The 13,465-nt window shown below is 64.2% G+C and carries 12 protein-coding genes; 6 read left to right on the top strand and 6 right to left on the bottom strand.

Annotation, left to right across the window (positions count from 1 at the left end; genetic code table 11):
- The first annotated feature begins 7 nt into the window (after nucleotides 1-7).
- The gene (mnmE, locus tag AAGA68_03435; protein ID MEM9384086.1) at nucleotides 8-1,414 is read left to right on the top strand and encodes a tRNA uridine-5-carboxymethylaminomethyl(34) synthesis GTPase MnmE; all 1,407 of its coding nucleotides are present in this window, start codon (nucleotides 8-10) and stop codon (nucleotides 1,412-1,414) included.
- Between the two features lie 4 nt (nucleotides 1,415-1,418).
- Here the strand turns inward: mnmE and AAGA68_03440 are convergent, their stop codons facing one another.
- The 3 genes from AAGA68_03440 to AAGA68_03450 are packed head-to-tail and all read right to left on the bottom strand — an operon-like array spanning nucleotide 1,419 to nucleotide 4,869.
- Nucleotides 1,419-2,594 (bottom strand): ABC transporter permease, encoded by a 1,176-nt coding sequence (locus AAGA68_03440; protein ID MEM9384087.1) that lies wholly within the window; start codon nucleotides 2,592-2,594, stop codon nucleotides 1,419-1,421.
- Nucleotides 2,594-3,325 carry an ATP-binding cassette domain-containing protein gene (locus AAGA68_03445; protein ID MEM9384088.1) on the bottom strand — a complete coding sequence of 244 codons (732 nt, stop codon included), beginning with the start codon at nucleotides 3,323-3,325 and terminating at the stop codon, nucleotides 2,594-2,596. Before AAGA68_03445 ends, AAGA68_03440 begins: the two co-directional genes overlap by 1 nt.
- A gap of 8 nt (nucleotides 3,326-3,333) precedes the next feature.
- On the bottom strand, nucleotides 3,334-4,869 hold the full coding sequence (locus AAGA68_03450) for an alpha/beta fold hydrolase (GenBank protein ID MEM9384089.1): 1,536 nt from the start codon (nucleotides 4,867-4,869) through the stop codon (nucleotides 3,334-3,336).
- Nucleotides 4,870-5,033: 164 nt separating this feature from the next.
- Between AAGA68_03450 and mnmG the strand changes: the two genes are divergently transcribed.
- Both mnmG and AAGA68_03460 read left to right on the top strand, forming a co-directional pair.
- Nucleotides 5,034-6,908: a tRNA uridine-5-carboxymethylaminomethyl(34) synthesis enzyme MnmG gene (mnmG, locus tag AAGA68_03455; GenBank protein ID MEM9384090.1), complete on the top strand. Its 1,875-nt coding sequence runs from the start codon at nucleotides 5,034-5,036 to the stop codon at nucleotides 6,906-6,908.
- Nucleotides 6,909-6,928: 20 nt separating this feature from the next.
- The gene (locus AAGA68_03460) at nucleotides 6,929-7,408 is read left to right on the top strand and encodes a glutathione peroxidase (protein MEM9384091.1); all 480 of its coding nucleotides are present in this window, start codon (nucleotides 6,929-6,931) and stop codon (nucleotides 7,406-7,408) included.
- A gap of 19 nt (nucleotides 7,409-7,427) precedes the next feature.
- Here the strand turns inward: AAGA68_03460 and AAGA68_03465 are convergent, their stop codons facing one another.
- Nucleotides 7,428-8,204, bottom strand: coding sequence for an SIMPL domain-containing protein (locus tag AAGA68_03465; protein ID MEM9384092.1), 777 nt, complete (start codon nucleotides 8,202-8,204; stop codon nucleotides 7,428-7,430).
- Nucleotides 8,205-8,392: 188 nt separating this feature from the next.
- On the opposite strand from AAGA68_03465, the gene AAGA68_03470 reads away from it, so the two are divergent.
- From AAGA68_03470 to AAGA68_03480, 3 genes are all read left to right on the top strand, one after another.
- Entirely contained in the window at nucleotides 8,393-8,989 is a 597-nt protein-coding gene (locus AAGA68_03470; protein MEM9384093.1) for a cytochrome c, read from the top strand.
- Between the two features lie 9 nt (nucleotides 8,990-8,998).
- Complete coding sequence (locus tag AAGA68_03475) at nucleotides 8,999-9,943, top strand: MBL fold metallo-hydrolase (protein MEM9384094.1); 945 nt, start codon at nucleotides 8,999-9,001, stop codon at nucleotides 9,941-9,943.
- 64 nt (nucleotides 9,944-10,007) lie between these two features.
- The gene (locus AAGA68_03480) at nucleotides 10,008-11,009 is read left to right on the top strand and encodes an acryloyl-CoA reductase (GenBank protein ID MEM9384095.1); all 1,002 of its coding nucleotides are present in this window, start codon (nucleotides 10,008-10,010) and stop codon (nucleotides 11,007-11,009) included.
- On the opposite strand, the gene AAGA68_03485 is transcribed toward AAGA68_03480, so the two are convergent.
- Nucleotides 11,010-11,939: an alpha-E domain-containing protein gene (locus AAGA68_03485; GenBank protein MEM9384096.1), complete on the bottom strand. Its 930-nt coding sequence runs from the start codon at nucleotides 11,937-11,939 to the stop codon at nucleotides 11,010-11,012.
- A 2-nt stretch (nucleotides 11,940-11,941) separates the two neighbouring features.
- Entirely contained in the window at nucleotides 11,942-13,390 is a 1,449-nt protein-coding gene (locus AAGA68_03490; protein ID MEM9384097.1) for a circularly permuted type 2 ATP-grasp protein, read from the bottom strand.
- Nucleotides 13,391-13,465 lie beyond the last annotated feature (75 nt).

The raw sequence follows: 13,465 nt of genomic DNA on the forward strand, positions 1-13,465 counted from the left end.
TCAGTCCGTGAGCAGGGACGCGCTGATATCGGGCGATACGATCGTTGCGTTGGCCACACCGCCAGGACGTGGCGGCGTCGGCGTCCTGCGTTTGTCTGGTCCGCAGGCGCGGGTGATTGCTAGTCGAGTCTCGCGCCAGCGTGGAGGTGCTCCCTCCTTTCCCCCGCGTGAAATGCAGTGGGTTACCTTCGTCGATGCGGCTGGTCATCCCCTAGACTCGGGGCTCGTCGTGTACTTCCAGGCGCCGGCGTCATTCACGGGGGAGGATGTGGTTGAGTGTCATGGGCACGGATCTCCCCGCGCGCTCGACCAGCTGTTGCGTGCCCTGCTTGCCGCTGGCGCCCGCCACGCCCGTGCCGGCGAGTTCAGCCAGCGTGCCTTCCTCAACAGCAAACTCGACCTATCCCAGGCTGAAGCGGTAGCGGACCTGATCGCCGCTAGCACGGTGGGTGCTGCCCGCGCGGCGACCCGATCCCTGCAAGGACAGCTCTCACGCGACGTTACCGCCCTTGGCGAGGAGCTCCTGCGCTTGCGCGCGTGGTGCGAGGCGACCATCGACTTCGACGACGAAGATGATGTCTCCCGCGACAACCAAGCACCCCTCGCCGAAGGCCTGGTCCGCCTTCACGATGGCCTGCGCGCGCTGCGTGCGCGCTGCGTGGCAGGACGCGCCCTTCGGGAGGGCCTGACCGTGGTGCTGGCCGGGCCGCCCAATGCGGGCAAGTCTAGCCTCATGAATGCGCTCGCAGACGATGAGGTAGCGATCGTGACCGACACGCCCGGAACCACCCGCGACCTCCTACGCGAGACTCTCGACCTCGATGGTCTGCCGGTACACGTGATGGACACGGCGGGATTGCGCGAGACGGATGAGGCCGTAGAGAAGGTCGGCATCGCACGGGCGCACGCCGCCATGGCTAGGGCCGATCGCGTACTTTACATCGTGGACATCTCACAGCTCTCCGCGGCGGCCCCTACCGCCCCGCTTCCCACGCCTCCGCCTTGGCCGACGAATCTTCCCGTCGCGATCGTGCACAACAAAATCGACTTGACCGGCGCGCCGCCCCGCTTGGAGCGCTTCGAAGGCGGTCCTATCGAGGCCACCTTGCAGCTTTCTGCGCAGACTGGCGAAGGTCTCGATCACCTCCGCGCCTATTTGCGTGCAGTGGCGGGTGCGGATCTCGATGCGACAACCGCAGGTGATGCCTTGTCCGCCCGTACGCGCCATGTCGAGGCGCTCGATCGTACCGCTGAAGCCTTGGCGCGCATCGAGGGTCAGTGGCGGGCGGGCGATGCCGAGCTCGTGGCGGAGGAGCTGCGTGTCGCCCACGGGGCGCTGATGGAGATCACTGGTGAGATCACGCGAGAAGACCTCCTCGGGGAGATCTTCTCGCGCTTTTGCATCGGCAAGTAGTGCCCTAGCCGACGATACTCTCACGTTGATAGAAGCGATAGGCGACCCAGGCGAGCACGCCCGCCAGAGCGAGCGTCGATGCCCATGAGATGCCCAAGAGCGCGAAGTTCAGCGCCTCGCCCTTGATCAGCTCCGTCATCAGCAGGTGTTGCCCGAGACTTGGCACTGCCGTCAGCAGGGCGGTGGGTCGTACCCCGTAGATAAAGGCGAAGACGATCGGGAAAGTGGGCACCAGCATCATCAAGGATACGTAGGTCTGCGCCTCGCGGTAGGTACGGGTGAAGCTCGCCACCAGCGTGAGCAAGCTGGCGCCGAACAGAGCAAAGGGCAACATGACCAGCAGCAGCCCCGCCACCACCCGGGGCCCGAAGTCGGCCACCATGCCGACCTGATCGAGGGGAATGAGGGGCACCGCGAGGGAAAAGGCGATCAACGAGACGGTGAGCGACACCACGGCGAAGACAGACGTGGCGGCCAACTTCCCGATCACCAGCCCGCTGCGCGGCACAGGCAAGCTCAGCAGCGGTTCGAGGGACTTACGCTCTCGCTCGCCCGCGGTGGTGTCGATCGCCAGGTACATGCCGCCGAACAGGGTAGCAAAGATAAGGAAGTAGGTGACCATCCCGAGCATGGCGACAGATCGACCGGTTGGCGTAGCGACATCATCGCTCTGTAAGTTCACCGGCACCAGCACCAGGGGACTAACGCCGCGCACCATCAGTCGCCGCTGCACCAAACTTTTTCGATAGGTGCCCACCGCTGACTGAACCCGTGCGACGTGGCGTGAGGCCGCGGAGTCCGCCGAGTCGGCAACTAAGGTCAGGGTGGCGGGCATCCCCTCGCGCAGGCGCCGGGCGTAGTCTTCACTGACCACCAACACCAGTTCTCTCTCGCCAGACCGTACAAGCTCTCGTGGATCTCCCTCTACAGGAACAGTGGTGATGTTGTGCTGGGCCAACCAAGCGACGAGGTTGGGCGCCTGGTGGCCACCCTGGGTAGCGATCTCTAGCGTGCTCTGCGTTTGTTCGACGGCCCGATCGAGGGAAATGCTGATCATGCCCCCGAACATGAGCGGACCGAGCAGCGGCCCCATGAGAAGCGCGGAGGCGAGCGTGCGACGGTCCCTAAGGTTGTCCAGGCACTCTTTGAGAAAGACGATCCAAGCGGTACGCATCAACATTACATCAGCCCCTCGCCGCTGCCGAGGGCGTTCACGAACGCTTCCTCGAAGGTGTTGCCCCCCAAGGTCTCCAGAAGCGCGCCTGGCGTACCCGATGCCGCCACCTTACCGCCGCTGACGATGACCACCTCATCACACAGGGCACTGACTTCCTGCATGATGTGGCTGGAGAACACGACGCAGCGGCCTTCGTCGCGAAACCGGCGGATTAGCTCACGCATGGCACGCGTGGCCATCACGTCGAGGCCATTGGTAGGTTCATCCAGGAGCAAGTTGGCGGGGTTGTGCACCATGGCACGGGCGAGCCCCACCTTAGTCCTTTCACCCTGGCTAAAGCCGTCCGTGCGACGGTCGGCGACTTGCCCCAAGTCGAGCATCTCGATCAGCTCATCGACCCGATGCGCAAGGCCCTTGCCGTTCATGCCGTGAAGCTGGCCGAAGTATCGAATGTTCTCGCGTGCCGTAAGCTGCTTGTACAGGCCGGACTGGTGTGGAAGCACCCCTAACCGTGCGCGGGCGCGCAGGGGTTCACGGTGCACGTCGATTTGGTCCACTAGCGCTTGGCCGCGATCGGGATTGAGCTGAGCGTAGAGCATCCGCAGGGTAGTCGATTTGCCCGCGCCGTTAGGGCCCAAGAGGCCCGTGACGGCGCCGTCGCGTGCGGTGAAACTGACGTCATCCACGGCCACGACTCCGGGGAAGGTCTTGTGCAGCTGGGTAGCCTCTAACATGGGAACCTCTAGGGAGCCGTGGCGGAGAAGTCGAGGAAAAACGCGGTCGGCGCCAGGCGCTCGACGCAGCTCGTGTCCAATTCCTCGTGGCTCTGGTCCGTGACGAACCGACCGATCAAGCGCGGTAGGCAGCCACTGGCGGCGATGCCGTGACCCTGACCTTTGGCAACGATATGCAGGGCGTTCGATAGGAAGGCCCCGTCCGGTCCAATCGTTCGCTCTGCGTTGCGTGGCGGCGTGATCGGATCTGCTTCACCGGATAGGATGAGGACGGGGTGATCGCTCATCACCGCCTCTTTGAACCCATCGTCGATAACCCCGCGAGGCCACACGCTGCACATCGTGGCGAGGCCCTCGTGCTGGTCACTGCCGAGGTAGGTCCCTTCGATCTGCTCCAGGGATAGCTCGCGGGCGATGAACTCGTCGAAGTAGGGCGCGTCTTCCGTGCAGGCCACCGCGTTGTGCATGCCGTAGCTCAGCGACTCATCGAGGGAGGACATCACCATCTGCGCCTGTGCCGCGAGAGGCTGGTAGTTGCCTTCAGCGGCCTGTTCGATGATCAGTGGAATCAGCGATGTGCCGGTAGGTGAGTAGCTCAGGAGGCGAATGGCAGCGCGTAGGTGCGCAACCCCTATGTCGATCGTGATCGGCTCACCGGTGAATGGATCATCTAGGTCCACCGCGATCGACTGCAGCGCCAGCTTGGCCTGAACCTGGGTGAACTTCTCTTGCAGGTTGGTGAAGCGCTCGGCGCAGGACGGCTCGTCTTCGCACCGACTGATGAGCCGGTTCAACGCCGTTTGGGCGTCGAGGGCGATCTCCGGCGCGATAGGAATCTGCATCGGCACCACGCCATCGAGGATCACGGTCCGCGTGTGCTGCGGGTATTGGCGCAGGTAGTGCAGCGCCACGCGGGTGCCGTAGGAGGCGCCGTAGACGTTGAGGGCCGTGTAGCCAAGGGCATCTCGCACCGCATCGAGATCGTCGACGGCGATACTGGTGGTGTAGAAGCGCGGGTCGTGGGGCAGTGTCCTTAAGCACTCGCGGGTGAGCACGAGCATCTGTTCGTCGTCCACATCGGTCTCATCGATCTCACTGAAGTCGCAATCGAGGCGGTTCGAATCTCCCGTGCCGCGTTGGTCGACGAGGACGATGTCGCGGCGTCGGCGGACTTGCTCGAAGGCACTGGCGAAGCTGACGTAGAACTCGGTGGAGGCGGCTCCAGGCCCGCCGGCGATGACCGTCAAAGCATCATCGGCAGGGGTTGGCGTTAGGGCCGGAATAACGGCTACTTTTAGACTGACCTGCTTGCCTCCGGGCAGTTGCGGATCTTCCGGCTGCTCAATGCGTGTGCAGCGAGCGGCCTGTCGGCGCAGCTTGGCCGTGTCGCTGATGAGGCAATCCTCAAAGGCGACATCGGTGGCGGAGGTCGACGCGGTGTCCTCGGCCGATGCCACGCTGGCGACGGTGGCCAGTAGCAGAGCAGCGAGGGAACGACGCTCGATACGAACTCGACGTCGCCCGTGGATTGCACGAGGTCTCATGGCACTCCCATTCGAGATAGCGGTAGCGGAGTAGGCGGCCGTTTGGGTCGATAGTCAAAGGTTGCGGCGAAACCTTACACGGGGCGAGCGGTGGTGACCGCTACCTGGGTCGTGAGGGCGCTAGGTGGTCAAAAAAACGCCTGCGAACCGCTACACTGCGCGCCATGCGATACCCAACTGAATACGGCGTTTTAGTGATCGGCGGTGGGCACGCGGGTACGGAGGCGGCCCTTGCGGCCGCCCGAAGTGGTGCGTCAACACTTCTGGTGACCCACAACGTTGACACCTTGGGTCAGATGAGCTGCAACCCGTCCATCGGCGGGATCGGCAAGGGGCACCTGGCGCGCGAGGTCGATGCCCTCGGGGGGGCAATGGCGCAGGCGGCCGATCGGGCGGGAATTCACTTCCGCACGCTAAATGCGCGCAAGGGCCCTGCAGTGCGGGCGACTCGCGCCCAGGCGGATCGCGTGCTGTATCGGGAGGCGATACGCCAAGCTCTGCAGGCTCAGGCCGACCTGTCGATCCTCCAGCAGGGCGTCGACGACGTGCTGATGGAAGGCGAGCGTGTGGTCGGTGTGGTAACAGCGCTCGGCATCCGGATCCGAGCTCGCTGCGTCGTCCTGACCGCAGGCACCTTTCTCGCAGGCAAAATCCACGTTGGCGAGGCCCAACAGGGCGGCGGTCGGGCGGGGGATGCGCCGGCCAACCGCCTTGCCGCGCGCCTGCGCGAGCTGGCGTTTCGCACCGGCCGCCTCAAGACCGGCACGCCGCCGCGTCTGGACGGCGACACGATCGACTACGGCCAGCTTACGCCCCAGCCCGGTGACGAGCCGCGCCCCGTGTTCTCTTACCTTGGTAGCCGCGCCGATCACCCCACGCAAGTTGCCTGTCACATCACACGCACGACGGAGCACACTCACGACATCATCCGCGGCGCCCTTGATCGCTCCCCTATCTTCAGCGGAGCCATCGATGGGGTCGGCCCGCGCTATTGCCCCTCGGTCGAAGACAAAGTGGTGCGTTTCGCTGATCGGGACTCGCATCAGATCTTCGTCGAGCCCGAGGGTCTGACCACCAGCGAGGTCTACCCGAACGGGATCTCCACGTCCTTGCCCTTCGATGTACAGCTAGCGCTAGTGCAGTCCATCCCTGGCTTTAGAAATGCCCACATCACGCGCCCGGGCTACGCGATTGAGTACGACTACTTCGATCCACGAGACCTGGCGCCCTCGCTCGCCACACAAGCTGTTTCAGGTCTGTACTTCGCCGGTCAGATCAATGGCACGACAGGCTACGAAGAGGCTGCCGCCCAGGGTCTGGTGGCCGGCCTTAACGCAGCGCGCGAGGCCCGCGGCGAAGCCTCCTGGTTCCCGCGGCGCGACCAAGGCTATATTGGCGTGCTCATCGATGACCTAACCACCCGCGGTACGAGCGAACCGTACCGTATGTTCACCAGCCGCGCAGAGCACCGCTTGCTCCTGCGCGAGGACAATGCTGATCTTCGCTTGACACCGATCGGGCGTGAGCTCGGTGTTGTGAACGACGAGCGGTGGGCGCACTTTGAAAGCCGGCGTGAGCGGATTGAGCTCGAGGGACGACGTCTCGAGGGATTGCTCATTCGCCCGGATGCGCAGGACCCGACTACGCTAGCAGATGTGTTTGGTGACGTGCCATCTCGAGAGTTGCACGCCATGGAAGCGCTCAAGCGTCCTGGCGTGACCTACGCCGGCTTGATGCGTTTGGCCGAAGTGGGCCCGGGTGTGGATGAGGAAGACGTCGCCTTCGCGCTCGAAGTGAACGCGCGCTACGAGGGCTACATCGCTCGTCAACAGCTTGATATCGAGCGCCAGCGTGCTGCCGAGAATACGACCCTACCCGTTACCCTGGACTACTCAGCTGTGCGCGGCCTAAGCGTTGAGGTGTGCCAGAAGCTCACCCAAGCTCGACCCCACACGGTCGGCCAAGCCGCGCGCCTGGCGGGGGTCACGCCCGCGGCAATTTCCCTATTGCTGGTGCACCTCAAGCGTCACGCAAGCTAACTCGAGGACTAGGAGCTTCCATGCGTTTTCACGATTTCGAGATCTCAGCCCTGGATGGCAGTATGAATCTGCTCGCCAAGGCCGAGGGCAAGGTAGTGCTGGCCGTCAATGTGGCCAGCCAGTGCGGCTTCACCTCTCAGTACGATGGCTTGCAAGCATTGTTCGAGGAGCTCAACGATCAGGAGTTTCTGATCATCGGTTTCCCCTGCAATCAGTTCGGGGCTCAGGAGCCTGGCTCGCCGGAGGAGATCGCAGACTTCTGTCGGGTCAACTACAACGTCACCTTTCCATTGAGCGAGAAGATCGAGGTCAATGGCACCGATCGCCACCCGCTCTACGCCTGGCTCACGGACGACGCCCAGGGCCAAACGGGTGATATCCGCTGGAACTTTGAGAAGTTCCTGATTGGCCGCGACGGCCAGGTCATCTCGCGCTACGGCTCGAGGGTAGCGCCAGAAGACGCCACCCTTCTGCAGGAGTTGGCAGACGCGCTCGAGTGACCCTACGCGGCAAGGCTTCCTATTCGGTGATCAGATCGAAGGTGGCGCGCACGCGCACGTCAATGCTGATCTGGCCCGGCTCATAGGTCTCCTCACCGGAGCTCGGCCCTGCCGCCGCAGCGAGGCGCGAGCGGGAGTAGCGTTCGACCGGGGGCCGCACGGCGGCATCGTCGGTCGCGATGTCGCGCACCGCCCCTAACTTGGCATCGAGGGTGCTCGCCAGTACCTCGGCACGGGCGCGCGCATCCAACGCAGCAAGCTTCAACGCCTCGCGCTGAAAACGAGCCTCGTCGGTGACGGCGAAGCGCGGCGGCGACGCCTGGTTGGCGCCTAAGGCGATGCTGCGCTCGATCAGTGGCCCGAGCTGCTCCAAGTCGCGTAGGACTACCACCAGTTCCCGCGAGACGCGGTACCCGACAATCCGTGGCCCTTCGTCAGAGGCCCCGCGGGTTTGTCGCGCGTACTCTGGGTAGATGCGCACGCCAGTTGTGGAGACATCCTGAGCCTCTACGCCTAAGCCCCGACACAGCTCTCGAAACGCGCCAACTACTTTAGCTACCGCGTCGCGCGCCTGCTCGGCACTCGGGCGCGACTCGGCCACGCCGAGGCGGACTAGAGCGTGATCCGGATCGGCCTCCAGCGTGGCGCTGCCGGTCACAGATACCTGTCGTTGGACCATGGGCGTGCCCTCCATACGGTCGTGCTGGGCGGCCGATACAAGGGGCGCTAGGAGGGCCCCGATCAGCGTCGCGATGAGTGCCGGCAAGGCTCGCCGACGGTGAGGTGGTTGTCGCATCGATCGGCTCCTGGAGGCGGTACCAGTCGGCGTTTCGGCTAGCCGCATGGACGCCAAATTTTGGGATGATATACCATACGTCTCGTTAGACGCCGCAGGGACGCCGAGTGCACCGCTGGCTTCAATCTAGATGCCACGCAAAGCGGCTAATCGATTAGATTTCTGAGACTTTTTATGCGGGAGGATCCATGCTGGCAGTGATGAGGCCGGTCGCTTTGGCGACCGCGGCTGCGCTATCTATGGGGGTGTTTCAAGGCGCGGCTGCTGATTCGTCCAAAGGCGAGCTGCTGTTTGAGACTTGCCTGGGTTGCCACGGCATCCCGGGGTACAAGAATAACTACCCCACCTACAAGGTGCCGATGCTCGGGGGCCAGAGCGAGCAGTACATCGTCGACGCCCTGACGGCGTACAAGAACGGCGCGCGCAAGCACGAGACCATGCACGCCCAGGCCTCGTCGCTCTCCACAGACGACATGCGTGCCATCGCCAGCTACCTGAGCACCACCACTGAAGTGAGTAGCGAGGCGAAGGGCGAGGCCCCGGCTGCCGCTGCCGCTTGCTCCGCGTGCCACGGCCCGAACGGCAAGGCGATCGCGCCGAACTTCCCCTCCCTGGCTGGGCAGCATGCGGACTACCTCGAGTTTTCCCTCAAGCGCTATCGCTCCGGGGAGCGCAGCAACGCCATCATGGCGGGGTTCGCGGGGAACCTGGACGACGACACGATCAAAGCGCTGGCGGCATACTTCTCGAAGCAGCAAGACGGACTGGCGACCGTCAAGCGCTGAGCTAGGGCCATGGCCTCGCTTACGCGCTACGCGCACGGCATCACCGCAGTCGACTCCGCCCTGATCAGGGTGGGCTTCGACGCGGTGCACGTGGTCGCCGACGGTGAGCGCGCGGCGATCGTGGATACGGGGACCGGCCACTCGGTGGCTCATATCCTGGAGGCGCTCAGCGAGCTCGCGATAGATCCCGACAAGGTCGAGTACGTGTTCGTCACCCACGTTCACCTCGATCATGCGGGCGGAGCGGGCGCCCTGTTGCCGTCCCTGCCAAACGCCAAGGTAGTGCTGCATCCGCGTGGCGCCCGCCACCTGATCGACCCGGTGAAGCTCATCGCGGGAAGTGTCGCCGTCTACGGCGAGGAGCCTTTCCGACGGATGTACGGCGACATCGCACCGATCCCCGAGGCTCGCGTGCACGTCGCGGGCGATGGGGAGCGATTCCGTCTTGGCCAGCGAGATCTGGAAGCCATCCACACGGAAGGTCACGCCCGCCACCACTACTGTCTCGTGGACCATGCAGCGCAGGCTATCTTCACGGGTGACACCTTCGGCGTGTCTTATCGAGAACTGGATACGACGAACGGGCCTTTCATCTTCCCCACCACCACACCCGTCCACTTCGACCCCCCGGCGGCGCACGCGTCGATCGATCGACTGCTCGCCTACCGCCCCCACGCCATGTTCCTCACGCACTACTCGCGCGTGGCGGAGGTCGAGCGCCTGGCGCGGGATCTGCACGTTTGCCTCGATGGCTTCGTCGCCCTCGCCAAGGCTCACGCCGACGCCACCGATCGCACCAGGCGTCTGCAAGGCGAGATGACGGCCTACCTTTACCGTCGTCTCGACGAACACGGCGTCGACAGCGATAGCGATCGTCGTCGCGAGCTGCTTGGGCCGGACATCGGCCTCAACGTGCAGGGTCTGGAGGTCTGGTTGGAGCGCTGCGCACAATAGCGCCTTTGGAGACTAGTCCTTAGCGCGGCCGCCACACACCACCATCGATACAGGAGTCCAGCCCATGGGGGATCACGCCAAGACCGGTCGCTGCCGCGCCTTTCGCATCGCTGCGCGCGGTGATGCCGACTTCGTGGAGCTGCCGATCACCGACCTTACGCCTGGCGACGTGCTCATCCGCGTCGAGTACTCAAGCATCAACTACAAGGATGCCCTGGCGGCGACGGGTGCCTCGCCCATCTTGCGGACCTATCCGCTAAACGGCGGTATCGACGCTGCCGGCGAGGTGCTGAGCAGTGCCGACGAGCGCTACGCTCCCGGACAAAAGGTGGTGGTTACCGGAAGCGGCCTTGGTGAGACGCGGGACGGTGGCTACGCCACGCACCTGCGCATCGATGGCGACGAGGTCATTCCGCTGCCCGACGGCGTCACATCGTTCGAGGCCATGCAACTTGGTACGGCAGGATTTACCGCGGGCCTCGCGGTGCATCGCCTCGAGTTGGTCGGCCAAATACCTGCGTTAGGGCCCGTTGCGGTGTCTGGCGCCTCTGGGGGCGTGGGATCGCTCGCCGTGGATATGTTGTCCGGCGCCGGCTACGAGGTTCTCGCGTTGTCGTCCAAGACGGATGCAGTCGCTTGGTTGACTGAGCTCGGCGCGCAGCAGGTGTTGTCGCCTGCAGGCCTAGAGCTGCCCGGCAAGCCACTGCGGGCCGCGCGCCTTGGCGGGGGCATCGACAGTGTGGGCGGTGATCTGTTGGCCTGGATGATTGCGGGCACGGCGTACGGCGGAAGCATCGCCAGCATCGGACTCGCGGCGAGCCATGAGCTGAACACCACGGTCATGCCCTTCATTCTGCGTGGGGTCTCCCTGCTCGGAGTGAATTCCGTGGAAACACCGCGCGAGCTGCGACTGGCCGTGTGGTCCAGGCTCTTCGGGGATCTTCGTGCGCGCCACCTCAACAAAATCGCCGAGCGCACCGTGGCGTTCGATGAGCTACCTAGTGCTTTTGGTGCCTACATGGAAGGCAGGGTCACGGGACGCACAGTAGTCGCCATAGGTGAATAGCTAAAGCTGCAGATAGGTCGATTCGATACGCGCGTGAAGATCGGCCATTTCGATCTGACGCTGATCGAGGAAGCTGTGCAGGTCTTCCGGCGCCATCCGCGCCAGATCGGCCTGCTCGACGCGTTCGAGAATCTCGTTACAAATGCGCACCAACGCGCGGCTGCGTGGCAAGCGTTGCAGCGCAGAGCGCATCACGCTCGCACAGTAGGCGAAGGAGCGCGGAAAGGCGTCATCCTTCACCACGAACTGCAGGACGGCGGTCTGGGTCAGCCGCCGCTGCTTCCTTCTCCTAATGCCCGTGCTAGCTGAAAGTGCTGCCAGCACGGAGCGCCACTGGGCTTGTTCCATCAGAAACTTATCGTCCGAGTCGAGCATCATCAGGTTGACCGAGCGCACATCGATCAAGCGCGTGGTCATGTCGGCTCGCTCGAGATTGCGCCCGATGCGAAGGAATTCGTACGCCTCATCGTGAAGCATCGTGTTGGATAGGGCGCCCGCGAAGGTGCCGGCGCGTTCGATGACACCGCGCAGGCGCTCCGCCTGACGCGTGCGCGAGAGGTTACCGGCGAGTCCGTTCGAGGCGTAGAGGCACAGCTCGTTCAAACACTCCCAGGCCTGGCGCGGCAGGATGTCTCGCAAGGTGCGGGCATTCTCGCGCGCGGCGTTCAGGCTGCTGCGAATCGAGCCGGGGTTTTGACGGTCGCTGATCAGAAAGCGGCTTACCGTGCGCTCCTCCGCCTGCGCGTATTGCTCACCGTACAGGGCGTTGCTGCCGGTGATCACCACCAGCGTGCGCCAGCTGTCCTGATGGCGCATGGGCAGATCGAGCATCATGCGGGTGTTGGCCTGGATCAGGCGGGCAGTGTTCTCGGCGCGCTCCACGTAGCGCGCCATCCAGTACACCCGCTCGGCAACCTTCGACAAGAGCATCGTCAGGCGTCGTCCACGATCCAGGTGTCCTTGCTGCCGCCACCTTGTGAGGAGTTCACCACCGTCGATCCCTCCACGAGCGCTACGCGCGTGAGGCCGCCGGCGGTGACCCACTGCTCGGCGCCACTTAGGATGAAGGGGCGCAGGTCGAGGTGTCTCGGGGCCGCGTTGAGGTCGATTACGGTAGGTGCCGTGGACAGCTTGAGCATCGGCTGGGCGACGAAGTTGCGCGGGTTGCTGCGAATCTTGCGCGCGAACTGCTCGCGCTCGGCCTTGGTCGACTGGGGGCCGATCAGCATGCCGTAGCCGCCCGACTCGCTCACGGGTTTCACCACCAACGCGTCCAGGTGCTCCAGCACGTGATCGCGCTCTGTCTTCAGGTGGCAGCGAAAGGTGGGCACGACGGGCAGGATCGGGTCCTGCTCGAGGTAGTAGCGGATGATGGCATCGCTGTAGGTGTAGACCAGCTTGTCGTCGGCGACGCCGCAGCCGGGGGCGTTGGCGATGGCCACCTTGCCAGCACGCCAGGCGCGCATCAGGCCCGTGGCACCGAGCGCCGAGTCCTCGCGAAAGACCTCCGGGTCCATGAAGAGATCGTCGATACGGCGGTAGACTACGTGCACGCGGTCGAGGCCGCCGATCGTGCGCACGTACACCTCGTCGTTGTCGTCGACTAACAGGTCCTTCCCCTCCACCAGGTAGGCGCCCATCTCCTGGGCCAGGAACGAATGCTCGAAGTAGGCGGAGTTGTAGATGCCGGGTGTGAGCACGGCGACGGTGGGGTCTTCCACGTCCGGCACAAGGGAGGCCAGGGTGTCGAACAGGCGCGTGGGGTAGTCGTCCACGGGCCGGATGATGTAGTCCTCGAAGAGCTCCGGGAAGATGCGCTTCATGATCTCGCGGTTCTCGATCATGTAGGCCACGCCGGAGGGCACGCGCAGGTTGTCTTCGAGCACGTAGAGCTTGCCGTCATCATGGCGCACGAGGTCTGTGCCGCACACGTGGGCCCACACGCCCTCGGGCGGGCGCATCCCCATGCATTGCTCACGGAAGTCCTTGGAGTTGGCGATGACTTCGCGGTCGACGGTGCCGTCGTTGAGGATGTGCTGGTCGTTGTAGAGATCATTGATGAAGTGGTTGAGCGCCTCGACCCGCTGCTTGAGGCCGGTCTCCACCCGCTCCCACTCACTCTTGTTGATCGTGCGCGGGATGATGTCGAAGGGCCATTCGCGATCGATGCCGCCCGGGCTCTCCGCCGAGTACACGGTGAAGGTGATGCCCATGTTGCGGATGGCCACCATGGCCGCGTCCTTGCGGGCTTGCAGTTCGTCGTCGTCTAGGGCGCCGAGCATGCGGCACAGGGGGCCGGCGACGCGCCGCGGTCCACCGCGGGGGCCGACTAGCTCGTCAAAGAAGCCGTCGGCTTGGTACTGCTTCCAGTCGATCGCCAAGAGAACTCCTTACGCCGGGCGATGCGCGTATCGAGCGCTATGGTTGCATAGGGTCAGCGCCGCGGACCAGCACTC

This window comes from Pseudomonadota bacterium (assembly GCA_039193195.1).
Lineage (GTDB): Bacteria > Pseudomonadota > Gammaproteobacteria > Steroidobacterales > JBCBZW01 > JBCBZW01.

Excerpts from the sequence above, each read along its gene's own strand:
- AAGA68_03485 (MEM9384096.1), bottom strand. The coding sequence starts at position 11,939 with ATGCTCTTGTCGAAGGTTGCCGAGCGGGTGTACTGGATGGCGCGCTAC.
- AAGA68_03450 (MEM9384089.1), bottom strand. The coding sequence starts at position 4,869 with ATGAGACCTCGTGCAATCCACGGGCGACGTCGAGTTCGTATCGAGCGT.
- AAGA68_03480 (MEM9384095.1), top strand. The coding sequence starts at position 10,008 with ATGGGGGATCACGCCAAGACCGGTCGCTGCCGCGCCTTTCGCATCGCT.
- AAGA68_03465 (MEM9384092.1), bottom strand. The coding sequence starts at position 8,204 with ATGCGACAACCACCTCACCGTCGGCGAGCCTTGCCGGCACTCATCGCG.
- AAGA68_03445 (MEM9384088.1), bottom strand. The coding sequence starts at position 3,325 with ATGTTAGAGGCTACCCAGCTGCACAAGACCTTCCCCGGAGTCGTGGCC.
- AAGA68_03460 (MEM9384091.1), top strand. The coding sequence starts at position 6,929 with ATGCGTTTTCACGATTTCGAGATCTCAGCCCTGGATGGCAGTATGAAT.
- AAGA68_03470 (MEM9384093.1), top strand. The coding sequence starts at position 8,393 with ATGCTGGCAGTGATGAGGCCGGTCGCTTTGGCGACCGCGGCTGCGCTA.
- AAGA68_03475 (MEM9384094.1), top strand. The coding sequence starts at position 8,999 with ATGGCCTCGCTTACGCGCTACGCGCACGGCATCACCGCAGTCGACTCC.
- AAGA68_03440 (MEM9384087.1), bottom strand. The coding sequence starts at position 2,594 with ATGTTGATGCGTACCGCTTGGATCGTCTTTCTCAAAGAGTGCCTGGAC.
- mnmG (MEM9384090.1), top strand. The coding sequence starts at position 5,034 with ATGCGATACCCAACTGAATACGGCGTTTTAGTGATCGGCGGTGGGCAC.